The 22,531-nt window shown below is 66.1% G+C and carries 23 protein-coding genes; 14 read left to right on the plus strand and 9 right to left on the minus strand.

From position 1 onward, the window contains the following. Positions 1-71 precede the first annotated feature (71 nt). From AADJ02_RS11400 to lpxB, 7 genes are all read left to right on the plus strand, one after another. On the plus strand, positions 72-197 hold the full coding sequence (locus AADJ02_RS11400; RefSeq protein WP_341213131.1) for a hypothetical protein: 126 nt from the start codon (positions 72-74) through the stop codon (positions 195-197). A gap of 70 nt (positions 198-267) precedes the next feature. Beyond that, on the plus strand, positions 268-2,577 hold the full coding sequence (bamA, locus tag AADJ02_RS11405; protein ID WP_341213132.1) for an outer membrane protein assembly factor BamA: 2,310 nt from the start codon (positions 268-270) through the stop codon (positions 2,575-2,577). Continuing rightward, positions 2,577-3,218 carry an OmpH family outer membrane protein gene (locus tag AADJ02_RS11410; RefSeq protein WP_341213133.1) on the plus strand — a complete coding sequence of 214 codons (642 nt, stop codon included), beginning with the start codon at positions 2,577-2,579 and terminating at the stop codon, positions 3,216-3,218. Before bamA ends, AADJ02_RS11410 begins: the two co-directional genes overlap by 1 nt. Before the next feature lie 85 nt (positions 3,219-3,303). Continuing rightward, positions 3,304-3,780, plus strand: coding sequence for a 3-hydroxyacyl-ACP dehydratase FabZ (fabZ, locus tag AADJ02_RS11415; protein WP_341213134.1), 477 nt, complete (start codon positions 3,304-3,306; stop codon positions 3,778-3,780). Further along, positions 3,780-4,562, plus strand: coding sequence for an acyl-ACP--UDP-N-acetylglucosamine O-acyltransferase (gene lpxA, locus AADJ02_RS11420; RefSeq protein ID WP_341213135.1), 783 nt, complete (start codon positions 3,780-3,782; stop codon positions 4,560-4,562). The genes fabZ and lpxA overlap by 1 nt, the downstream gene beginning before the upstream one ends. Positions 4,563-4,566: 4 nt before the next feature. After that, a complete protein-coding gene (lpxI, locus tag AADJ02_RS11425; protein WP_341213136.1) occupies positions 4,567-5,352 on the plus strand; it encodes a UDP-2,3-diacylglucosamine diphosphatase LpxI in 786 nt (261 codons plus the stop codon). Beyond that, positions 5,349-6,497, plus strand: a complete 1,149-nt coding sequence (gene lpxB / locus AADJ02_RS11430; RefSeq protein ID WP_341213137.1) for a lipid-A-disaccharide synthase — start codon at positions 5,349-5,351, stop codon at positions 6,495-6,497. Before lpxI ends, lpxB begins: the two co-directional genes overlap by 4 nt. Before the next feature lie 46 nt (positions 6,498-6,543). Here the strand turns inward: lpxB and mnmA are convergent, their stop codons facing one another. Beyond that, positions 6,544-7,683, minus strand: coding sequence for a tRNA 2-thiouridine(34) synthase MnmA (mnmA, locus tag AADJ02_RS11435; RefSeq protein WP_341213138.1), 1,140 nt, complete (start codon positions 7,681-7,683; stop codon positions 6,544-6,546). 152 nt (positions 7,684-7,835) lie between these two features. Between mnmA and AADJ02_RS11440 the strand changes: the two genes are divergently transcribed. The 5 genes from AADJ02_RS11440 (at position 7,836) to AADJ02_RS11460 (ending at position 13,536) form a co-directional block, all read left to right on the plus strand. Further along, positions 7,836-8,138 carry a DUF1153 domain-containing protein gene (locus tag AADJ02_RS11440; RefSeq protein WP_341213139.1) on the plus strand — a complete coding sequence of 101 codons (303 nt, stop codon included), beginning with the start codon at positions 7,836-7,838 and terminating at the stop codon, positions 8,136-8,138. Positions 8,139-8,208: 70 nt separating this feature from the next. Then, a complete protein-coding gene (locus tag AADJ02_RS11445; protein WP_341213140.1) occupies positions 8,209-8,922 on the plus strand; it encodes a response regulator transcription factor in 714 nt (237 codons plus the stop codon). A gap of 101 nt (positions 8,923-9,023) precedes the next feature. Continuing rightward, positions 9,024-11,195, plus strand: coding sequence for an NAD-dependent DNA ligase LigA (ligA, locus tag AADJ02_RS11450; protein WP_341213141.1), 2,172 nt, complete (start codon positions 9,024-9,026; stop codon positions 11,193-11,195). Further along, entirely contained in the window at positions 11,192-13,288 is a 2,097-nt protein-coding gene (gene recG, locus AADJ02_RS11455) for an ATP-dependent DNA helicase RecG (RefSeq protein WP_341213142.1), read from the plus strand. Before ligA ends, recG begins: the two co-directional genes overlap by 4 nt. A 125-nt stretch (positions 13,289-13,413) precedes the next feature. Continuing rightward, entirely contained in the window at positions 13,414-13,536 is a 123-nt protein-coding gene (locus AADJ02_RS11460; RefSeq protein WP_341213143.1) for a hypothetical protein, read from the plus strand. A gap of 163 nt (positions 13,537-13,699) precedes the next feature. Here AADJ02_RS11460 and AADJ02_RS11465 read toward each other — a convergent pair whose 3' ends face one another. Continuing rightward, on the minus strand, positions 13,700-14,170 hold the full coding sequence (locus AADJ02_RS11465; RefSeq protein WP_341213144.1) for an iron-sulfur cluster assembly scaffold protein: 471 nt from the start codon (positions 14,168-14,170) through the stop codon (positions 13,700-13,702). Positions 14,171-14,235: 65 nt separating this feature from the next. Here AADJ02_RS11465 and hisI point away from each other — a divergent pair, with 65 nt between their 5' ends. Next, positions 14,236-14,592 (plus strand): phosphoribosyl-AMP cyclohydrolase, encoded by a 357-nt coding sequence (gene hisI, locus AADJ02_RS11470; RefSeq protein ID WP_341213145.1) that lies wholly within the window; start codon positions 14,236-14,238, stop codon positions 14,590-14,592. A gap of 42 nt (positions 14,593-14,634) precedes the next feature. Here the strand turns inward: hisI and gluQRS are convergent, their stop codons facing one another. The 4 genes from gluQRS to gyrA all read right to left on the minus strand — a co-directional run bounded on the left by gluQRS (position 14,635) and on the right by gyrA (position 19,912). Next, positions 14,635-15,474, minus strand: coding sequence for a tRNA glutamyl-Q(34) synthetase GluQRS (gene gluQRS / locus AADJ02_RS11475; protein WP_341213146.1), 840 nt, complete (start codon positions 15,472-15,474; stop codon positions 14,635-14,637). Then, on the minus strand, positions 15,475-15,660 hold the full coding sequence (locus AADJ02_RS11480) for a hypothetical protein (protein WP_021694668.1): 186 nt from the start codon (positions 15,658-15,660) through the stop codon (positions 15,475-15,477). Between the two features lie 63 nt (positions 15,661-15,723). Then, positions 15,724-17,079, minus strand: a complete 1,356-nt coding sequence (trmFO, locus tag AADJ02_RS11485) for a methylenetetrahydrofolate--tRNA-(uracil(54)-C(5))-methyltransferase (FADH(2)-oxidizing) TrmFO (protein WP_341213147.1) — start codon at positions 17,077-17,079, stop codon at positions 15,724-15,726. Positions 17,080-17,146: 67 nt separating this feature from the next. Next, entirely contained in the window at positions 17,147-19,912 is a 2,766-nt protein-coding gene (gyrA, locus tag AADJ02_RS11490) for a DNA gyrase subunit A (RefSeq protein WP_341213148.1), read from the minus strand. Positions 19,913-20,118: 206 nt separating this feature from the next. On the opposite strand from gyrA, the gene AADJ02_RS11495 reads away from it, so the two are divergent. Beyond that, complete coding sequence (locus AADJ02_RS11495; protein WP_341213149.1) at positions 20,119-20,394, plus strand: usg protein; 276 nt, start codon at positions 20,119-20,121, stop codon at positions 20,392-20,394. A 70-nt stretch (positions 20,395-20,464) separates the two neighbouring features. On the opposite strand, the gene rocF is transcribed toward AADJ02_RS11495, so the two are convergent. From rocF to AADJ02_RS11510, 3 genes are all read right to left on the minus strand, one after another. Beyond that, the gene (gene rocF, locus AADJ02_RS11500; protein WP_341213150.1) at positions 20,465-21,388 is read right to left on the minus strand and encodes an arginase; all 924 of its coding nucleotides are present in this window, start codon (positions 21,386-21,388) and stop codon (positions 20,465-20,467) included. Between the two features lie 62 nt (positions 21,389-21,450). After that, positions 21,451-21,909 carry a disulfide bond formation protein B gene (locus AADJ02_RS11505; protein ID WP_341213151.1) on the minus strand — a complete coding sequence of 153 codons (459 nt, stop codon included), beginning with the start codon at positions 21,907-21,909 and terminating at the stop codon, positions 21,451-21,453. Continuing rightward, positions 21,906-22,484 carry a YqaA family protein gene (locus AADJ02_RS11510; protein WP_341213152.1) on the minus strand — a complete coding sequence of 193 codons (579 nt, stop codon included), beginning with the start codon at positions 22,482-22,484 and terminating at the stop codon, positions 21,906-21,908. Before AADJ02_RS11510 ends, AADJ02_RS11505 begins: the two co-directional genes overlap by 4 nt. Between the last annotated feature and the right edge of the window lie 47 nt (positions 22,485-22,531).

The following is a 22,531-nucleotide window of genomic DNA, read 5'->3' on the forward strand; positions in this document are numbered from 1 at the left end:
AGCGAAGCGCCGAATTCCTGACAGAATTCCCGGTCACTCTCAAAGGAGCTGTGTTTTCCGGGAGAGTTCCAATGTTGTTTGCTCCAAACTCCGATATCGGTCTGCGTTTCCTGCTGCTCATGCATCTCGATCGGGCGCTGTTTCCAGCGGCGATCGCTTGCGCATTGGTGCTTTCGGCCCAGTTCGCGGCACCGTAGCTTTTGACAAGGCCGTGATGTCCCGATACTTCCCTGTCATAAGAAACGACGCGTGGCAGGGATGGTGACGATGACGGCACGAAGCAGGGGCGCCTTGGCGCGCAAGTTGACAGGTGCCGCCAGCGTGGCCGCGCTCATCGCCGCAATCAGTGCGGTGGCCCCGGCACTGGCGCAAGAATTTCGGTTTGACGAAGTCGCGGTCGAGGGCAATCGCCGGATCGAGACCGGCACCATCCTGACCTATGCGGGCATCTCGCGCGGCGAGGCGGTCAGCGCTGCGGCGCTCAACGACGCGAGCCAGCGGATCCGCGAGTCCGGCCTGTTCGAGTCGGTCGAGGTGCGTCCCGAGGGTGGGCGGCTTGTCATCGCGGTGACCGAATTCCCGACGATCAACCGCATCAACTTCGAGGGCAACGCCAAGGTCGACGACAGCGAGCTTGCGACGCTGATCTCGGCCACCGAGCGGCGCGTCTACAACCCCGCCGAAGCCCAGGCCGACGCCAACGCCATCGCGCGCGCCTATGCCGAGCGCGGCCGCATCAGCGCCACGGTCCGCCCCGCGCTGATCGAGCGCTCCGACAACCGCGTCGATCTCGTTTACCAGATCACCGAAGGCGGCGTCACCGAGATCGAGCGGATCTCCTTTGCCGGCAACCGGGCCTTCTCCGACCGCCGCCTGCGCGGCGTTCTGGCGACCCGTCAGGCCGGTCTGCTGCGCCAACTCATCAAGAGCGACACCTTCGTCGCCGACCGCATTGCCTTCGACCGGCAGATGCTCACCGATTTCTACCGCTCGCGCGGCTATGTGGATTTCGAGATCCTCGATGTCGACGCCGAGCTGACTCGTGCCCGCGACGCCTATCTGCTGACCTTCAATATCCGCGAGGGGCAGCGCTTCACGATCGGCAGCGTCAAGGTCGCAAGCGCGATCCCCGGTCTTGATGCCTCGCGCTTCAACGAGGCGATCCGCGTCGATCAGGGTGATTTTTACTCGCCGACCGAGCTTGAAAATGACATCGTCCGCATGGAGCGCATCGCGATCCGCGACGGCGTCGATTTCCTGCGGGTCGAGCCCAAGATCGAGCGCAACCCGCGCACATTGTCGCTCGACGTGACCTATGTGCTGAGCCGTGGTGAGCGGATCTTCGTCGAGCGCATCGACATCGAGGGCAACTCCACCACGCTCGACCGCGTCGTGCGGCAACAGTTCCGCACGGTCGAGGGCGATCCCTTCAACCCGCGCGCCATCCGCGAAAGCGCCGAGCGGGTCCGCGCGCTCGGCTACTTTGCCGACGCGCAGGTCAACGCCCGTCCCGGCAGCACGCCCGGATCGGTGGTGATCGACGTCGACGTCGAAGAGCAGCCCACCGGCTCGCTCTCCTTCGGGGCCAACTATTCGACCGACAACGGCTTCGGCCTCGTGGCTGGCTTCCAAGAGCGCAACTTCCTCGGTCGTGGTCAGCTGTTCAGCCTTGATCTATCGACCAGCGAGAGCAACCGGGTCGTCTCTTTCGACTTTGCCGAGCCCGCCTTCCTGGGCCGCGACCTGCGCTTCGGCTTCGGTGTCGACTACCGGTCGACCGACAACGACTCGGCGCTTTACGACACGGACACCTTCCGCATTTCGCCCTCCTTCACCTTCCCGGTGAGCGAGAACGGGCGGCTGCAGACCTTCTACGCCGCCGAATACACCGATATCACCGATGTCGACGGTGATGTGAGCGACATCATCAAGGCTGAGCAAATCGAGGCGGGTGTCTGGACCAACTCGCTCGGATACGCCTACAGCTACGATACCCGCCGTTCGGGTCTGGACCCCAACACCGGCGTGCTGCTGCGCTTTGGTCAAGAGTTCGGTGTGGGCGACGAATCCTTCATCAAGACCACGGCGCTGGCCTCGGCCGAAACGCGGGTCTTCGGTGAGGACGTGCTTTTGCGTGCCACCGTCGAGGGAGGGCTGCTCAACCATTCCGACGGGGACACGCGGGTCACCGACCGCTTCTTCATGGGCAGCCGGATCATGCGCGGCTTCGAGCCCGGCGGCATTGGACCGCGTGACGCGGATACCGACGATGCGCTGGGTGGCAACAAATACGCCGTGACCCGGCTCGAGGCCGAGTTCCCACTCGGCCTGCCCGAGGATTACGGCATCACCGGCGGTGCCTTTGTCGATTACGGCTCGGTCTGGGATGTGGGTTCCACCCGCGGAACGGGCGCGGAGGTTCTTTCCGATGACCTCACGCCGCGTGCCGTGATCGGGGCCTCGATCTTCTGGACCACGCCGCTGGGGCCGTTGCGGTTCAACTTTACCGAAGCCTTGCAGGCCGAGGAGTTCGACGAGACCCGCGGCTTCGACCTGACCATTTCCTCGCGGTTCTGATGCGCGCGCGTGCGGCGGGGCGGGCGGTCTGCGCCTTGCTGGTCGGCCTTGCAGGACCGGCCATGGCGCAGCGCGCCGAGCCAGAAGTCGTGCCGCCCGCGGTCGACGCGCCTGCCGCAGGCGGCATCGTCGTGCTCGACACCGACCGGTTGTTCACCGAAAGCCTGTTCGGACAGACCCTCGCGACGGCCCTCCAGACCGAGACCGAGGCCTTGATCGAGGAAAACCGCCGCATCGAGGCGGAGCTCACCGCCGAGGAGCAGAGCCTGACGCAGCGCCGCGCCGAGATGACGCCCACCGCGTTTCGCAATGAGGCCGACGCCTTCGACGCACGGGTGCAGCAGATCCGCCGCGAACGCGACGCCAAGGAGCGGGCGCTGCAACAGGAGGCCGCCGCCGGGCGCGAGCAGTTCCTCGCGGCGATCGGCCCGACGCTGGGGCAGGTGATGATGGCGCGTGGCGCTGCGGTGATCCTCGACCGCCGGACGGTGTTTCTCTCCACCGGAGCGGTCGACGTGACCGATACCGCCATCGCGGCGGTCGACGCCGCAATCGGCGACGGCTCCACGCTCCGGACACCGGGCGCGGCAGAATTCGATGGCGCACCCGAGCCCGAGGCTTCCCCGGCGCAGGACCGCTAGGGCGCGGCCCGCGTGGCTTGCCGCTTCTGGCGCGTCTTGCTACTCAGTTCGCGACATATGCCCACGACGGGAAGGACCCGAGAACATGACCGACACCCCCGAGACGGGCACGCCCACCACCGCCGATATCCAGTTGATCCAGCGCATCCTGCCGCATCGCTATCCCTTCCTGCTGGTCGACCGCGTGGTCGACATCGAAGGCACCACGAGCGCGACGGGCATCAAGAACGTCACGATGAACGAGCCGCATTTTCAAGGGCATTTCCCCGGCAACCCGATCATGCCCGGCGTTACCATCATCGAAGCGATGGCTCAGACGGCGGCAGTGATGGTCGGCACGACCATGGGTCTCGTGGACGGCAACATGCTCATCTACTTCATGGGCATCGACAACACCAAGTTCCGCCGCAAGGTCGTTCCCGGCGACCAGCTTCTGATGAAAGTCGAAACCACGCGCGGCAAGCCGGGCGGCAAGGTCTGGCGCTTCAAGGGCGTGGCCACCGTCGACGGCGAAATGGCCGCCGAGGCTGAATTCACCGCGATGATGGACCTGCAGGGCTGATGAGCGATGTCCACCCATCGGCTGTAATCGAAGATGGCGCTCGGATCGGTGACAACTGTCGCATCGGCCCGTTCTGCCATGTCGGCCCACAGGTCGTGCTGGGCGACGGCGTCGAGCTCAAGAGCCACGTCGTCGTTACCGGCGACACCGAGATCGGCGCGGACACGGTGGTATTCTCCTTCGCGGTTATCGGTGAGATTCCGCAGGACCTCAAGTTTGGAGGCGAGCGCACCCGGCTACGCATCGGCGCGCGCAACCGGATCCGTGAACACGTGACAATCAACACCGGCACCGCCGGTGGCGGTGGCGAGACGCGCGTGGGCGACGATTGCCTGCTGATGGCGGGATGCCACGTGGCGCATGACGTGCGCGTGGGCGACCGGGTGATCCTCGTCAACCATGCCAGCGTGGCGGGCCATTGCGTGATCGGCGATGACGTGATCGTCGGTGGACTCTGCGGTATCCACCAATGGGTGCGCATCGGTCGCGGCGCGATCATCGGCGCGGTGACGATGGTGACGAACGACGTCATCCCCTTCGGTCTTGTCCAAGGCCCGCGCGGGCGGCTCGACGGGCTGAACCTCGTCGGTCTTAAACGGCGTGGCACCTCGCGCGAGGAAATCACGGCGCTGCGCGGGGCCTTTCGCGCTCTGAAGGATGGCGACGGCACGTTCCACGAACGCGCTGCCGGTCTCTCGGCCACCGAAAGCGACCTCGTGCGCGAGCTGTCGGAGTTCGTCTCGGGCCAGAGCGACCGGCAGTTCCTGACGCCACAGGGCTGAGGCGATGCTGGCGCTCCTTGCCGGGACCGGGGCGCTGCCCTCCGCGATCCTCGCGCACCGCCCCGAGGCGCTGGTCTGCGAAATGGCGGGCGTGCCGGTGACGGCGCCCGAGGGGGCCGCGCGTCTCGGCTACCGGATCGAAACGCTGGGCACGCTTCTGGCCGATCTGCATGCGCGCGGGGTGGACGAGATCTGCCTCGCCGGTGCGATGACCCGTCCCGAGATCGACCCCGCCGCCATTGACGCCGCCACAGCCCCCCTCGTGCCGCGCCTGATGGCTGCCATGGGACAGGGCGACGATGCCACGCTTCGGGCTGTCATGGCGCTTTTGGAGGGTGAGGGCTTCGCCCTGCGCGCCGCCCATGAGATCGCGCCCGAGCTTCTGCCCGACCCCGGTCCGATGGGAGCCGTGCCGTTCACACCCGCGCATGAGGCCGATGCGGAACGCGCGGCCTCGATCCACCGTGCCATGGCCCAAGCCGATGTCGGTCAGGCCTGTGTGGTGCGCGGCGGGCTGTGCATCGCGGTCGAAGCTCTCCCGGGCACCGATTGGATGCTGGAGAGCCTGTCAGGCGGAATGGCGAGCGGGGGGCTGCTCTACAAGGCTCCAAAGCCCGCTCAGGACCGCCGCGCCGACCTGCCGGTGATCGGCCCCGGCACGGTCGAGGGCGCGGCACGCGCGGGGCTGTCGGCCGTCGCGATCGAGGCGGGCGGCGTCATGGTGCTGGACCGCGACGCCACTGTCGCGGTCGCCGACCGCTTCGGCATCGCACTGATGGTGCGCGCATGAGGGTCTTCTTCATCGCGGGCGAGCCGTCGGGCGACCGTTTGGGTCGGGCGGTGATGGCCGGGCTGAAGCAACTCGCGCCGGAGGTGACCTTCGACGGCATCGGCGGTCCCGGTATGGCGGGCGAAGGGCTCAAGAGCCGCTTTCCGATGCAGGAGCTGTCGGTCATGGGCATCGCCGAAGTGCTGCCGCGCTACCGCCACCTGATGCGCCGCCTCGACGAGACGGCGCGAGCGGTGATCGAGACACGTCCCGATATCCTGCTCACCATCGACAGCCCCGACTTCTGCCTGCGCGTCGCGCGGAGGGTCAAGGCGGCGGGCGCGCCCGTGCGCTGCGTGCATTACGTCGCCCCCAGCGTGTGGGCCTGGCGGCCCGGACGGGCAGCGAAGATGGCGCGCAGCATCGATCAGGTGCTGGCGCTGCTGCCGTTCGAGCCGCCCTACATGGAAGCCGCCGGGATGGAGTGCGACTTTGTCGGCCACCCGGTCGTCACCGATCCGCAGGCCAGTGACAAAGACGCCCGCGCCTTTCGCGACCGGCACGGCATCGCAGATGCGCCGCTGGTCTTGGCGCTTCCCGGATCGCGCCGGGGCGAGGTGCAGCGCCTGTCCGAGACCTTCGGCGCGGCGCTGGCGCGGGTGCAGGCGGCGTTGCCGGAGGCGCGCGTGGTTCTGCCCTGCGCCGCCCCCGTGATCGATCTGGTCCGCGCCGAGACTCGCCATTGGTCGGTCGCGCCGTTGCTGATCGATCCCGCCGAGGACGCGGACGGATCGGAAAAGCGCGCGGCCTTCCGCGCCGCCGACGTGGCACTTGCGGCGTCGGGCACAGTGTCACTGGAACTGGCGGCGGCGGACACGCCGATGGTCGTGGCCTATGACATGGGCTGGATATCGCGGCAGATCATCGGGCGGATGCTGCTCACCGACACGGTGACGCTGGTGAATTTGGTGAGCGAGACGCGGGCGGTGCCGGAATACATCGGTAACGCGTGCCGCCCGGAGCCGATCGGCCGGGCGCTGCTGCGGGTGCTGGAACGCCCCGAGGCCCAGCGCGCTGCGCTGCGCGAAACGATGCTGCGGCTCGGCGCGGGGGGCGAGGCGCCGGGGCACCGCGCGGCCCGCGCGATCCTCGACCGCGCGAGCTGACAGGTTTCTGCGAAGAATTCGAGAAGACTCGTCGAGAAATGCCGCCTCAGCGACCCTTCCAGATCCAGCCGCCACCCAGCACGCGGGTGCCTTCGGGGGCGTAGAACACGCAGGCCTGACCCGGCGATACACCCTGCTCGGGCGAGAGAAGCTCGACCTCGGCCTCGGTCGCGCTGATCGGGCGGATCACTGCGGGCGCGGGCGGGCGAGTCGAGCGGACGCGTACCAGCACCTCGCGCTCGGCAACATCCGTGAAGACACCGCCACCGATCCAGTTGATCTCGCGCAGCGGCACCCGGCGGGTCGCCAGCATCTCCTTGGGGCCGACGATGACGCGGCGCGCCTCGACGTCGAGCTTCACGACATAGAGCGGCTCGTCGAGCCCGCCGATGCCAAGACCACGGCGCTGGCCAACGGTGTAATGGATCAGTCCACGATGCTCGCCCAAGACGCGCCCGTCGACATGCGCGATCTCGCCCGGCTCGGCCGCACCGGGCCGCAGCTTTTCGATCACGGCGGCATAGTTGCCGTCAGGCACGAAGCAGATGTCCTGGCTGTCGGGCTTGTCGGCGACCGACAGACCGTAGCGTGCCGCGAGTGCCCGCGTTTCGGCCTTGGAGGCCAACCCGCCTAGGGGAAAACGCAGGTAATCGAGCTGTTCTTGGGTGGTGGAGAACAGGAAATAGCTCTGGTCGCGGTTCGCATCGGCGGCGGAATGCAACTCGGCCCCGACCTCGCCCATTTCGCGACGAATGTAATGCCCGGTCGCCATGCAATCGGCGTCGAGATCCTTGGCCGTCGCCAACAGGTCCTTGAACTTCACCCGCTCATTGCAGCGGATGCAGGGCACCGGCGTCGCACCGGCGAGGTAACTGTCGGCGAACTCGTCGATCACCGCCTCGCGAAAGGTATTCTCGTAATCCAGCACGTAGTGCGGAAAGCCCATGGCCTCGGCCACGCGCCGCGCGTCGTGGATATCGCGCCCCGCGCAGCAGGCGCCCTTCTTGGCCAGCGCCGCGCCGTGGTCGTAGAGCTGCAGCGTCACGCCCACGACGTCATAGCCCTCTTCCTTGAGCTGGGCGGCCACGACCGAGCTGTCGACGCCGCCGGACATCGCCACGACGACGCGGGTTTCCGAGGCGGGCTTGGCGAAGCCCAGCGAATTGAGAGCGGTATCGAGCGGCATGGGGCGATCCTTGGCGCGGGAGGGAGGGGAGGCGCGCGAGGCGGGTGATCGCGCTGCAATATATGAAAATGGCACCCATTCTCAACCCCCCGCTTCACGGCTCCTTAGCGCCGTTTTGGCAGGCTCTGCCTCGGGGTGAACGGAGGGTGAGAATGTATCTGAAGAAAATCGAGGGTCGTCGGGCGGTGACGCTGCCTGACGGTCGCGTCATGACGCGTGCCGATCTGCCGGCACCGGACACCGAGCGCTGGGTCGCATCGCGCAAGGCGCAATTGTTGCTGGCGATCACCGCCGGGCTGATCTCGCGGGACTATGCGATCGAGACCTACGGCCTCTCCGAGGAGGAGCTGAAAAGCTGGGAACGGCTGGTCGGACGTTACGGAACAGTGGCCCTCAAGGCCACCACTGTACAAAAGTATAGACAACCACAGGATGAGGCTGCAGAGTTGCCCTAGGGTAACACGGAATTAACCGTCAACTGGCTTACTGCGCTGCAACGGTCAAGCCGATCACGGAGGGGATGGAATGCGCGTCTTGCTAGTCGAGGATGACCCGGCCACGTCGAAAAGCATCGAGTTGATGCTCACTCATGCGAATCTGAACGTCTATGCCACCGACATGGGCGAGGAAGGGATCGATCTGGCGAAGCTCTACGACTATGACCTGATCCTTCTGGACCTGCATCTGCCGGACATGAACGGGCATGAGGTCCTGCGCCAGCTTCGGCTCAGCCGGGTCGAGACGCCGATCCTGATTCTGTCGGGGGACGACGATACCGAGAGCAAGCTCAAGGGCTTCGGCTTTGGGGCCGACGACTACCTGACCAAGCCGTTCCACCGCGACGAATTGGTGGCGCGCATCCATGCGATCATCCGCCGCTCCAAGGGACATGCGCAATCGGTCATCACCACCGGCGCGGTCTCGGTGAACCTCGACGCCAAGACGGTCGAGGCAGGCGGGCAAACGGTGCATCTCACGGGCAAGGAGTACCAGATGCTGGAGCTTCTCAGCCTGCGCAAGGGCACCACACTCACCAAGGAGATGTTCCTCAATCATCTCTATGGCGGCATGGACGAGCCCGAGTTGAAGATCATCGACGTCTTCATCTGCAAACTCCGCAAGAAGCTCGCGCAGGCCACGGGGGGAGAGCATTACATCGAGACCGTCTGGGGCCGGGGCTACGTGCTGCGCGATCCCGAGCCGATGTCGCAGACGCCACCACTCGCCATCGGCGCCTGAACCGGGACCGGCATCTGGACGCTCCGCCGTCGTGCTTCTAAGTTCGCCGCGCGGGCGGATCGGCCCGCGCTGGTGACCGGGAGACGGCTTTGACGGCGGACATGGATTTGGCGGCGATCGAGGTCGCGGCACTCACCGAAGCTCAGGCCCGCAAGGAGGTCGACCGCCTTGCCGCCGAGATCGGTGCGGCGAATGCTGCCTATCACCAGCGGGACACGCCCGAAATCAGCGATGCCGACTATGACGCGCTGCGCCGCCGCAACGCCGAAATTGAAGCGCGCTTCCCCGCACTCAAGCGCGAGGACAGCCCCTCCGAGCAGGTCGGGGCCGCCCCTGCAGACGGCTTTGGCAAGGTGCCTCATGCTGTGCGGATGCTGTCATTGGGCAATGCCTTCACCGATGAGGAGGTCACCGAGTTCGCGACGCGGGTGCGCAAGTTCCTTGGTCTGGCCGAAGACGCACCGCTGGATTTCACCGCCGAGCCCAAGATCGACGGGCTGTCGTTGTCGCTGCGCTACGAGCAGGGGCGCTTGGTGCGTGCCGCCACGCGCGGTGACGGGGCCGTGGGCGAGGATGTGACCGCCAATGCGCTCACCATCGACGATATCCCCGACACGCTCGACGGCGCACCTGAGGTGCTCGAGGTGCGCGGTGAGGTCTATATGAGCCACACCGATTTTGCCGCCCTCAACGCCCGTCACGCCGAACGCGGTTCCAAGACCTTTGCCAACCCGCGCAACGCTGCCGCAGGGTCACTGCGCCAGCTCGACCCACAGATCACGAAAATGCGGCCGTTGCGGTTCTTTGCCTACGCTTGGGGCGAGCTGTCGGAACCGCTCGCCACGCACCAGTTCGACGCCATCGCGCGTCTTCAGGCCTTGGGCTTTTGCACCAACCCGATGACCCGGCGCTGCGACACGCCCGAAGGGATGGTCGAAGCCTACCGCGAGATCGAGGCGAAGCGCGCGGATCTGGGCTATGACATCGACGGCGTCGTCTACAAAGTCGACGACCTGTCGTTTCAGCGCCGTCTCGGCATGCGCTCGACCACGCCGCGCTGGGCGCTGGCGCATAAATTCCCCGCAGAGCTGGCTTGGACCACGCTGGAGAAGATTGAGATCCAGGTGGGCCGCACCGGCGCGCTTTCGCCCGTGGCGCGGCTCAAGCCCGTGACGGTGGGCGGCGTCGTCGTCTCAAATGCAACGCTGCACAACGAGGACTATATCGCAGGTCGCGACTCCAAGGGTATGGCGATCCGCGAGGGGCGCGACATCCGCGAAGGCGATCGGGTGCAGGTCTACCGCGCGGGCGATGTGATCCCCAAGATCGCCGACGTCGATTTAGCCCGGCGACCCAAGGACAGTGTTCCCTATGCGTTCCCTGATCGTTGCCCCGAATGCGGCTCGGCCGCACCGCGTGAGGAGGGCGACGCGATCCGCCGTTGTACCGGCGGGCTGATCTGTCCCGCGCAGGCGGTCGAAAAGCTGCGCCACCTCGTGTCTCGCGCGGCCTTCGACATCGACGGCATGGGCGCCAAGCAGGTCGAGCAGTTCTACCGCGATGGCTGGATTAGGGAGCCCGCCGATATCTTCACCTTGCGCGACCGCTACGGGGAGGGGATACAACAACTCAAGAACCGCGAAGGCTGGGGCGAGAAGTCGGCCAACGCACTGTTCGATGCCATAGACACCGCGCGCCGGGTGGCGCTGGGCCGGATGCTCTTCGGTCTGGGCATCGCGCATGTGGGCGAGGTGGCGGCCAACGTGCTGGCACGGCATTTCACGACGTGGGAGGCGCTCATCGCTGCCGTCGATGCCGCCGCGCAGGAGCCTGCCGCGCAGGCCGAGGACGACAAGGCGCGCAAGGCCGCGCTCCCCGAAAGCCCGCACTGGGCCGAGATCACCGGCATCGACGGCATCGGCTTCACAGTGGCGGTGAGCCTCGTGACCTCGCTCAGCCAGGAGGGCGAACGCGGCTCGGTCGATCGCCTCGTGGCGCAGCTCGAGATCCAGCCCGCCGAGCAGCCCAACACGACCGACAGCCCCGTGGCGGGCAAGACGGTGGTGTTCACCGGCACGCTCGAGAAGATGACCCGCGCCGAGGCCAAGGCCCGCGCCGAACAGCTTGGCGCCAAGGTCGCGGGGTCGGTCTCGGCCAAGACAGACCTGCTCGTCGCGGGGCCAGGCGCGGGCTCCAAGGCCACCAAGGCCGAAGCCTTGGGTGTCGAGGTACTCGACGAAGACGGCTGGCTTTCGCTGATCGGCGACGCATGAGTATCAAGGGCCGCCCCGAGATCCTGTTTCCGCTGTTCGGGGATATCCAGAAGCTCAAGGGCATCGGTCCCAAGACCGTGCCCGCCTTCGAGGCGGCGGGGCTGGCGCGGCCGCGCGACGTGCTGCTCACCCTGCCGCAGTCGGGCATCGACCGCGCCCGCAAGCCCAGCATTCGCGACGTGGTGCCACCTGCCGTGGTGACGGTCGAGGTCGAGGTGGTGCGCCATCATCCCCCCGCCAACAAGGGACGGCCTTGGCGTGTTACGGTCGAGGATGCCGAAACCGCGTTCCAGCTCGTGTTCTTTCATGCGCGCGGCAGCTATGTGCCGGACCTGCTGCCACTGGGAGAGCGGCGCATCGTCTCGGGCAAGGTCGAGCTGTTCGACGGGCTGGCGCAGATGGTCCACCCCGATCACGTGCTGCCCCTTGAACGAGAGAGTGAGATCCTCGCTTTCGAGCCGGTCTATCAGCTGTCGAACGGCATCACCCAAAGACAGATGACCGGGGCTGCCCGTTCCGCGCTGGGCCTGGCGCCCGATCTTGCCGAATGGATCGATCCGGGGCTCAAGGCGCGTGAGGGCTGGCCTTCGTGGAAAGAGGCGCTGGAACAGGCGCATGGCCCGCAGAGCATTAACGATCTCTCAGCCACACACCCCGCGCGGCTGCGCCTTGCCTATGATGAGCTGTTTGCACATCAGCTGACCCTAGCTCTCGCCCGTGCCACCGCGCGTCGGAGCCCGGGGCGGTCGAGCGTAGGGGACAAGCGTTTTCGCAGGCGTGTGCTCGCCGCCTTGCCCTATGCGCCCACGGGGGCGCAGGCCCGTGCCGTGGACGAGATCGCAAAGGACATGGGGGCCGAGAGCCGCATGAACCGGTTGCTGCAGGGCGATGTCGGTTCGGGCAAGACGATGGTGGCGCTGATGGCGCTGCTGGTCGCCGTGGAGGCGGGCGGGCAGGGCGTGATGATGGCCCCGACTGAGATTCTGGCAAGGCAACACCTCGAGGGGCTGCAGCCGCTCGCCGAAAGCGCGGGCGTGGTGATCGAACTGCTGACCGGGCGCGACAAGGGGGCCGAAAGACGCCGCAAGCTCGAAGCCCTTGCCGAGGGGCGGATACAGATCCTTGTCGGCACCCACGCCGTGTTTCAAAAGGATGTGCTGTTTCACGACCTGCGTCTTGCCGTGATCGACGAGCAGCATCGCTTTGGCGTCGCGCAGCGTATGGAGCTTGGCGCCAAGGGGCGCAGCGTCGACGTGCTGGTGATGACAGCCACGCCGATTCCGCGCAGCCTTGCCCTTACGCAATACGGCGACATGGATGTGAGCGTGCTTGACGAAAAGCCGCCCGGACGTTCGCCCGTCACCACCGCTCTCGTCTCGAACGAGCGACTGGGCGAGGTGGTCGAAAAGCTGCGGGCCGCCGTCGCCGAGGGGCGGCAGGCCTATTGGGTCTGCCCGCTGGTCGAGGAAAGCGAAGTCTCGGATATGACCGCCGCCGAGGAGCGGTTCAAACGCTTGCGTGCGGCGCTGGGCGAGGGCGTGGTCGGTCTGGTGCATGGACAGCTGCCGCCCGCCGAGAAGGACGCCGCCATGGCCCGCTTTGTCGCGGGAGAAACCAAGGTGCTTGTTGCCACCACGGTCATCGAGGTCGGCGTCAACGTGCCCGCCGCTTCGATCATGGTGATCGAGCGGGCCGAGAACTTCGGACTGGCGCAGTTGCATCAGCTGCGTGGGCGTGTCGGTCGCGGTAGCGCCAAGTCTACCTGTCTGCTGATGTACCAACCGCCCTTGGGAGAGACCGCGCGCAGACGCCTCGAGATCATGCGCGAGACCGAGGACGGCTTTCGCATCTCCGAGGAGGATCTGTCGATGCGCGGCGCGGGCGATGTCATCGGCACCGCGCAATCCGGCCTGCCGCGCTTTCGAATCGCGGATCTCGAACGCCACGCCGGGCTGATGGCCTTGGCCCAGAGCGATGCGCGCACGCTGCTGACCAATGATCCTGCTCTCGAAGGAGAACGCGGGCGTTCCGCGCGTGTTCTCCTCTGGCTCATGGAACAGGACCGGGCGATCCGGCTGATCTCGGTCGGTTAGGAAGTTTTCTTATCAGAACAATGCACTGGGCTGATGGGAACAGGATGTTCTCATAAAGTTCTTTACAGGTGTCGCGCCATATGGGAACAAAGTGGCAACAGGAGCGAAGAGAGAGGAGACACGGAATGGCACGGGAACTCAAACTGGTGGTGAACCGCTCTCGCGATACCCTTGTCGCCGACGCGCTGGGCGCGGCGTCTCTCATGATTCTGTTGTTTGTCGGATTGTGGCTGCCCGGCCTGATCTGATCTGCCCGGACCCTTTTCCGGTCGCCGCAGCCCAGTCCCGCGGGCCATCGCGGCGGATCGCCCGTCCGTCGCCCGGAGCCATGCTCCGGCGTGCGACCGGAACCCCGGAGGGTCCTGCCTCTGCCGCCGCCACCCTTTAGGGGGTGCGCGGCGGTTTTTTTTATCAGCCTACGGCGCTGTGCCGTGCTCCGGCCTCCTCGACCGCCTGAGTGACGGCTTCGATCGCCAGCAGGATTGAGGCGTGGCGATTGCGATACTCGCGGGCGGGTTGCAGCACCTCGAACTCTTCGAACGGGGCGTCCGGCACCGTGCCATCCTCAGCCAGCATCGCACGCAGTTGGTCGCGCGCGCGCGACAACTCCGCATGGTCGCGCCCGATCACCGCACCGCCGACAATGGCCGCCGCAGCCTGACCCAGCGCGCAGGCCTTCACGTCCTGCCCATAGCGCGTCACCAGGCCGTCCTTGACCATCACGTCCACCGTGACGGTCGAGCCGCACAGCGGCGCGCGGCGTCGCACCGTGGCATCGGGGGCCTCCAGCCGCTCGGTCAACGGCATCTCCGTCGTCAGCGCGAGAATGCGCTGCGAATAGAGCTTGATCAGGTCGGTCTCGCCGCTGGCGCGCTCGGTCATGTTTGCCTCTTCGATATCGCCTCTCTAAATAGGCGCGACGCCCCGAGATGCAAAGGTTAGTGCCGATGTTCGACCCCAAGACGCTTCGCTTCGACGCCCAAGGCCTGATCCCCGCCATCGCGCAGGAGGCCAGCACCGGCGAGGTGCTGATGATGGCCTGGATGAACGCGGCCTCGATCGAAAAAACCCTCGCGAGCGGTCGCGTGACCTACTGGTCGCGGTCCCGGCAGGAATTCTGGGAAAAGGGGGCGACCTCGGGCAACCAGCAGGTTTTGGTCGAATTGCGCGTCGATTGCGACCGTGACTGCCTGCTGTTGCAGGTCGAGCAGTCCGGCCCCGCCTGTCACACCGGGCGGCGCAACTGCTTTTACACAGCTGTGCGGCAGGGCGACGAGGTGGAGATCGCCAAGCCGATGGCCTGAGGGACGACGCGTCGGACTTGAGTATTTGAAGAGTAAAGTAACCTAGAGAGCGATCATGCGCCGAATGTCGGCAGGGCGCGCCCCCTCGTCGCGGTAGAGCCCGATCGCGCGCGCGTCATCGCGCTTGGCCAGACGACGGCCCGTTTCGTCGCGGATCAACCGGTGATGATGAAACTCCGGAATACGAAGCCTCATGAGCCGCTGCAGCAGCACATGCAGCGGGGTCGCCTCAACGAGATCGCGGCCGCGTACGACCTCGGTGACCCCTTGACGCGCATCATCGATCACCACGGCGAGATGATAGGATGTGCCCATTCCGCGCCGCGCCAGCACCGGATCACCGATGCTCTCGATCAGCGTCCCGGGCGCAATTTCCCTCATACCGGCATCCTCGCCGGTTTCGGTCCAAAGCAGCGGCCCTTCGAGGCGGGAAGCGGCGCGCGCGATATCAAGCCGCAGTGGTACGTCATCGGGGATAGGCCCGGATCGGTCGTGGCCTCGGCAGGTGCCGGGATAGATCACCCCGTCCGGCCCGAAACGCAGCCCGCCCTCCTGCGGCGCGCTCGCCGCATCCATGATGTCGCGCCGGTTGCAGGTGCAGGGGTACAGCAGGCGCTCGGCCCAGAGCCGTTCCAGCGCCGCGCGGTATGCGGGCAGACGGTCGGACTGGCGCAGCACCGGCTCGGGCCAGGTGAGCCCGAGCCAATGCAGATCGTCATAGATCCGCCGTTCCCAATCGGGTTTCGACCGTTGTCGGTCGATATCCTCGATCCGAAGCAGGAAGGTCCCGCCCTCGGCCCGTGCCGCAGCTGTCAGCGCCGAAAACGCATGGCCGAGGTGCAGAGGCCCGGTAGGCGAAGGTGCGAAACGGGTGACACGCATTCAGCCGCGCTTCACCGCGCTTTGATGGATGACCAGCCATGCCAACAGGATAAAGATCGGATGGCCGAGACCGCCGGAGATGAGGATCGCCGGAAACCAGATCACCAGCACGACGAGACCGAGGATCACGCGACCCGTCAGCATGATCGCGACGGGTGGCAGGAGAAGCGCGAGAATATAGAGCATGTGAATTCCGTTCCGCTTGGGGTTGCCCCCGAGATGTGGTCCCGGGGGCCGCAGGGCAAGGGTTCAGGCGATCACCGCCTCCTGCGCGGCAAGCCAGCTCTGCCAGTCTTCCTTGGCGCGGTCGGTATAGCCCTTGTAGCGGTCCTTGCGGCCGCGACGACCACCGCGTACGCCGTCGAGCGGCGGAAACAGCCCGAAGTTGACGTTCATCGGCTGAAAGGTCTTGGCCTCGGCTCCACCGGTGATGTGCGTCACCAGCGCGCCCATCGCGGTCGTCTGCGGCACCATCGGCACCGTGCCACCCTTGATCTCGGCGGCGGCGAGCCGACCGGCCAGAAGCCCCATCGCGGCGCTCTCCACATATCCTTCGACGCCAGTTATTTGCCCGGCGAAGCGAATATTGGGCCGGGCTTTGAGCCGCATTTCGCCATCGAGCAGCGTCGGGCTGTTGAGGAAGGTGTTGCGATGGATGCCGCCCAGCCGTGCGAAACGCGCATCCTGAAGGCCGGGAATCATACGGAAAACATCGGTCTGCGCGCCGTACTTCATCTTGGTCTGGAAGCCGACGATGTTGTAGAGCGTGCCGAGCTTGTTGTCGCGGCGCAGCTGCACCACGGCATAGGGCTTGTTCTCGGGGTCGTGCGCATTGGTGAGGCCAACCGGCTTCATCGGCCCATGGCGCAGCGTCTCGCGACCGCGCTCGGCCATCACCTCGATCGGCAGGCAGCCGTCGAAGTATCCCGCCGTCTCGCCTTCATGAAACTCGGCCTTGTCGGCGGCCAGAAGAGCGTCGATGAAGGCCTCGTGCTCGTCGCGGGTCATCGGGCAGTTGATGTAGGCGGTGCGCTCTTCTTCCGTCTCGCCCTTGTCATAACGCGACTGCAGCCAGGCCTTCGACATGTCGATGCTCTCGGCATAGACGATGGGCGCGATGGCATCGAAAAAGGCGAGCGCGCCTGTGCCTGTCACTGCCGAGATTGCTTCTGCCAGTGAGGGCGAGGTGAGCGGGCCGGTGGCGAAGATCCAATGCCCGGTTTCGGGCAACTCGGAGATTTCCTCGTAGCTCACCGTGACGTTCGGATGCGCCTTGAGTTGCGCGGTGACGTCTGCGGCGAAGGGATCGCGGTCCACCGCCAGTGCGCCGCCCGCGGGCAGACGGTGCCGGTCGGCGGTCGACATGATGAGGCCGCCCGCCGCGCGCATTTCCCAATGCAGAAGACCGACGGCGTTCTGCTCGCTGTCGTCCGAGCGGAAGGAGTTGGAGCAAACCATCTCGGCAAGATCGCCGGTGCGATGTGCAAAGGTTTCGACCTTGGGGCGCATCTCGTGCAGGATCACGGGGATGCCGGCGTTTGCGGCCTGCCATGCGGCTTCGGAGCCGGCCATGCCGCCGCCGACGATATGAAGAGGTTCTGTCATGGCGCTCAGATAGGCCCGTGCGCGCCCAAAGAAAAGCCCCGTCCGGTGGTCCGGACGGGGCTCTGTCTCACTCGGCGCTGCTTTCGGGCGTCTCGGGCGCATCGGCCGCCGCCGCTTCGACCGCGTCACCTTGATCGGCGATCCGCGCCACCGAGACGACTTCTTCGCCGCGCCCGGTGTCGAACACCTTGACGCCGCCTGCCGAGCGGGAGCGGAAGGAGATGCCATCCACCGGCACGCGGATCGACTGGCCTGCGGAGGTGACCAGCATGATCTGGTCGCCGGTTTCGACCGGGAAGGCCGAGACGATCGGCCCGCCGCGCATCGCCTTATCGGTGGCGTTCACACCCATGCCACCGCGTCCGCGCACCGGATAGTCGTGGCTCGACGACAGCTTGCCAGTGCCACGCGCCGAGATAGTCAGGATCAGCGTCTCGGAAGCCGACATCTCGGCATAGCGCTCGGGGCTGAGCGCGCCTGCGGCGATGCCCTCGTCATCATCCTCGGTCTCGGCATCATCGGCGATCCCGGCCATGGCGCGGCGCATCTTGAGATAGGCCACCCGCTCAGAGGCCTCGGCCTCGAAGTGCGGGATCACGGCCATGGAGACTACGTGGTCGTCACCCGACAGCCGGATGCCGCGCACGCCGGTCGAGGAGCGGCCCTGGAACACCCGGACATCCGTGGTGCGGAAGCGGATTGCGCGGCCGGAATCGGTCACCAGCATCACGTCGTCGTCCTCGGAGGCGATGCGCGCGTTCACCAGCGTCACATCCTCGGGCAGCTTCATCGCGATCTTGCCGTTGCGCATGACGTTGGTGAAGTCCGACAGCGCGTTGCGGCGCACATCGCCGGCGCTCGTGGCGAACACGATCTGCAGGTCCGACCAGTCCTCTTCGGGGCGGTCGACCGGCATGATCGCCGCGATCGACACACCCGTGGGGATCGGCAGGATATTGACGATCGCCTTGCCGCGCGCGGTGCGGCTGCCCAAGGGAAGCCGCCAACACTTCAGCTTGTAGACCATGCCCTCGGTCGTGAAGAACAGCATCTGGTCATGCGTATTCGCCACGAAGAGCGAGGTGACGACGTCGTCTTCCTTGGTCTGCATGGAGCCCAGACCCTTGCCGCCGCGCCGCTGGGAGCGGAACTCGGCCAGAGGCGTGCGCTTGATGTAGCCGCCTTGGGTCACGGTGACGACCATGTCCTCGCGCTCGATGAGGTCCTCGTCCTCCATGTCGCCGACCCAGTCGACGATCTCGGTGCGACGCGGCACCGCAAAGAGGTCGCGGACCTCCTGCAGCTCTTCGCGGATGATCGTCAGGATGCGCTCGCGCGACGACAGGATGTCGAGATAGTCGCGGATCTTCCCGGCTAGCTCCTGAAGCTCGTCGGTGACCTCGCGCACGCCGATCTGCGTCAGGCGCTGCAGACGCAGCTCGAGGATCGCGCGGGCCTGCGCCTCGGAGAGGTTGTAGGTGCCGTCGTCGTTCACCGGATGAAGCGGATCGTCGATCAGCTTGATGTATTCGATGATCTCATGCGCGGGCCAGGCCCGGGTCATCAGCCGCTCTCGCGCGTCGCCCGCATCGGCCGAAGCGCGGATCGTGGCCACCACCTCGTCGACGTTCGACACCGCGGCGGCTAGGCCGCACAGGATGTGGCTGCGCTCGCGCGCCTTGCGCAGAAGATACGCCGTGCGACGGGCAATCGCATCCTCGCGGAAGTCGAGGAAGGCGGTGAGAAAGCCGCGCAGCGTCAGCGTCTCGGGGCGCCCGCCGTTGAGCGCCAGCATGTTGCAGCCGAACGAGGTCTGCATCGGCGTAAAGCGGAACAGCTGGTTCAGCACCACGTCGGGGGTTGCGTCGCGCTTCAGCTCGACAACCACGCGCACGCCGTTGCGGTCGCTTTCGTCCTGCACATGCGCGATGCCCTCGATCCGCTTGTCACGCGCGGCTTCGGCGATCCGGTCGATCATCGAGGCCTTGTTGACCTGATAGGGGATCTCGTCGACGACGATGGCGTAGCGGTCCTTGCGCAGCTCCTCGATGTGGGTCTTGGAGCGGATGATCACCGAGCCGCGGCCTTCGAGATAGGCCTTGCGCGCGCCCGAGCGGCCGAGCATCAGCCCGCCGGTCGGAAAGTCGGGGCCGGGGACGAACTCCATCAGCCCTTCGGACGAGAGGTCCGGGTCGTCGATCAGCGCGAGGCAGGCGTCGATGACTTCGCCCAGATTGTGCGGCGGGATGTTGGTCGCCATGCCGACGGCGATGCCGCCCGCGCCGTTGACCAGCATGTTGGGAAAGCGCGCGGGCAGGACGGTCGGCTCGCGATCCTTGCCATCGTAATTGTCCTGAAAGTCGACCGTGTCCTTGTCGATGTCCGACAGAAGGAACGCCGCCGGCTTGTCCATGCGAACCTCGGTGTAGCGCATGGCAGCGGCGTTGTCGCCGTCCATGGAGCCGAAGTTGCCCTGACCGTCGAGCAGCGGCAGCGACATCGAGAAGTCCTGCGCCATGCGGACCAGCGCGTCGTAAATGGCGCTGTCGCCATGCGGGTGATACTTGCCCATCACGTCGCCCACGGGGCGGGCCGACTTGCGATAGGGCTTGTCGTGGCTGTTCGAGGTCTCATGCATCGCGTAGAGAATGCGCCGGTGCACGGGCTTGAGCCCGTCGCGCAGGTCCGGGATCGCGCGGCTCACGATCACGCTCATCGCGTAATCGAGATAGGAGGTCTTCATCTCCTCGACGATGGAGACCGTGGGGCCGGAAGGCACGGGGCGCTCGGGCGTGGAATCGTCGGTCTCAGGTGTGTCGGGAATGTCGCTCACGGGGGAAAGCCTGCTGTCTTGTGACTGCTATATCTTGTGAGCCAAACCTATAGCACCCGCGCCATATGGGGCGCAACAGAGGATGCCCAGCCCCGCTGGCAGCCGTCAGGGCAGGTGGCTAACAATTTGAGATAATTGACTTTTCACGAGCTTATGCTGGAATCAAATCGCGGGGTCAAGCCCGCGTGCCACGCAGGAGCCACCCCATGCCCGCAAAACCCTCGGAAACCGAGCTGATGCTCAAGGGCTACGGCCTCACCACGGCCGAGCTGTTCTACCGGATGCCGGACTACAGACACGTGCTCAACAGCTTCGTCTGGCAAGAGTACGACCTCGCCCCGGACCACCCGAAACTCTTCGAATTCATCGAATTCTGGCAGGAGGAAATCGAAGGTCCGTTGCACTCGGTGCGATTTACGCATCGCAAGATGATTTCGCCCGGTGAATGGCGCAATGTGACCGGTGAATTTCGCTATCATTGAGGGCCGCCCCGGGAGCAGGCCCCGGGGGCGCTGCCCCCGGTCCGTCGGAGTCGTTCGCGAGCAAATTGACCTAGAGGCCGCGCGGAGTCGGCCGATCAAAGACGCGACGGCCCATCAGAGAGGCCGCAAGCTCCACCATCAGCGCCGCCGTGCGACCGCGCTCGTCGAGTGAAGGGTTCAATTCCACGAGGTCGAGCGAGGCGACGAGGCCGCTGTCCGACAGCATCTCCATCGCCAGATGCGCCTCGCGCACCGTGGCACCGCCCGGAACCGTGGTGCCGACGGCTGGGGCCGCCGCCGGGTCGAGGAAGTCGACGTCGAGCGACACGTGCAGGATGCCATTGGCCGATCGCACCTTGTCGAGAAACTCCGACAGCGGGCGCGCGATGCCGATCTCGTCGATCATCCGCATGTCCACCAGCGTGGCATCGCCGTCCTCGAGTGCTGCGCGCTCCTCGGGGTCGACGCTGCGCAGACCGATCATGCCGACCTGGCTGACCGGTACGGTAGCGGGCAGGGCGGGGAAGGCGTCAAAGCCTTCGCGTCCCGTGACATAGCCCAGAGGCGTGCCGTGCAGGTTGCCGGTGGTGGTGCTGTCGGGGGTGTGGAAATCGCTGTGCGCGTCGAGCCAGAGCACGAAGAGCGGACGCCCGATCTCTTGGGCATGCGCGGCCATGCCCGCGACCGACCCAAGCGACAGTGCGTGATCGCCCCCCATGAAGATCGGAAAGCCCTTGGGGGCCTGCTCTTGCGCCGTGCGCATCAGGGCGGCGGTCCAGCCGACGTTGAGCGCCAACTCGTAGATCACGCCGTTGCGGGGCGGTGCCACCTCGACCGGGTCGGGGGCGACGTTGCCGATGTCGGTGACGCCGTGGCCCAGCGAGGCGAGCGCCTCGGCAAGACCGGCGGTGCGGTAGGCGTCGGGACCCATGAGACAGCCGCGGCGTCGTTTGCCGCAGTCCACAGGGGCGCCGATAAGGATGCAATCTGTCATGCGCGGATCATGGCGCGAGGGCGCGGGCGCGGGCAAGGGGTTTCCTCGGGTCGCCCGCGTGGTCAGCTGCGGCGCAGGGCCGAGATCCACAAAGCGACCAGCACCAGCGACAACAGCGCGTTCCAGCTGGCCATCGATAGGCCGAAAAGCTCCCAGCTCACCACGTCGCACATCACCAGCCGCGGTCCGTCGGTGGCCAGAAGATCGCCGCCCGAGAGCGAGCCAAGGCTCTGGCCAGACCCGGTGCAGCTCGACGGGCCTTCCCACCAGTCGCGCTCGACCCCGGTGTGGAAGATGCCGATGGCTGCGGTGGTCGTGGCGGCCAAAGCGCCGATCACGGGCAGCACCCGGCCAGGCAGCATCATCGCGATCAGGCCGACGGCGATGGCGATGCCATGCGGCCAGCGTTGCCAGATGCACATCGCACAGGGCGGATAGCCGAAGGCCTGAAACAAAAAGGCCCCGCCCAGAAGCGCGGCAGAGCCGAGCGTGGCGAGAAGAATGGTCAGAAAGCGGCTCACAGATACCTCGTCGCGTAAAATCCGGCGAAGAGCATGGCGCAGAACAGCGTGAAGACCAGACCCAATCGGCGTTCGATGAAATCGCGCGCGGGGTCGCCGAAGAAGCGCAGGATCGCTGCGACGAGAAAGAACCGCGCCGCGCGCGCCGCGATCGACGATACAATGAATACGGGCAGCGACAGCCCGGTCACGCCCGAGGCGATGGTGATGACCTTGAAGGGAAACGGCGTGACGCCGGCGATCAGCACCGCCCATGCGCCCCAGTCGTTGTACTTGAGCTTGAAGGCCTCGAATTTCTCTGCCTTGCCGTAGAGGTCGAGCACCCATTGACCGACGCTATCGAACAGCGCGGCGCCGATCCAGTAACCCAGCAGGGCCCCCACGACCGAGGCCAACGTGCAGACCAACGCGATCAGCCAGGCCCGGCGCGGTCGTGCGAGGATCATCGGGATCATCAGCGCGTCCGGCGGGATCGGAAAGACCGAGGATTCGGCAAAACTCACCGCGCCGAGGGCGGGGAGCGCGTGGCGGTGGGCCGCCAGCGAGATCGTCATGTCATAGAAACGGCGCAGCATGGAACCCGGATCACTCTAGAAACGTCCCTTGTTCAGGAACACGGCCC

The organism is uncultured Limimaricola sp., from assembly GCF_964022235.1.
Classification (GTDB): domain Bacteria; phylum Pseudomonadota; class Alphaproteobacteria; order Rhodobacterales; family Rhodobacteraceae; genus Limimaricola.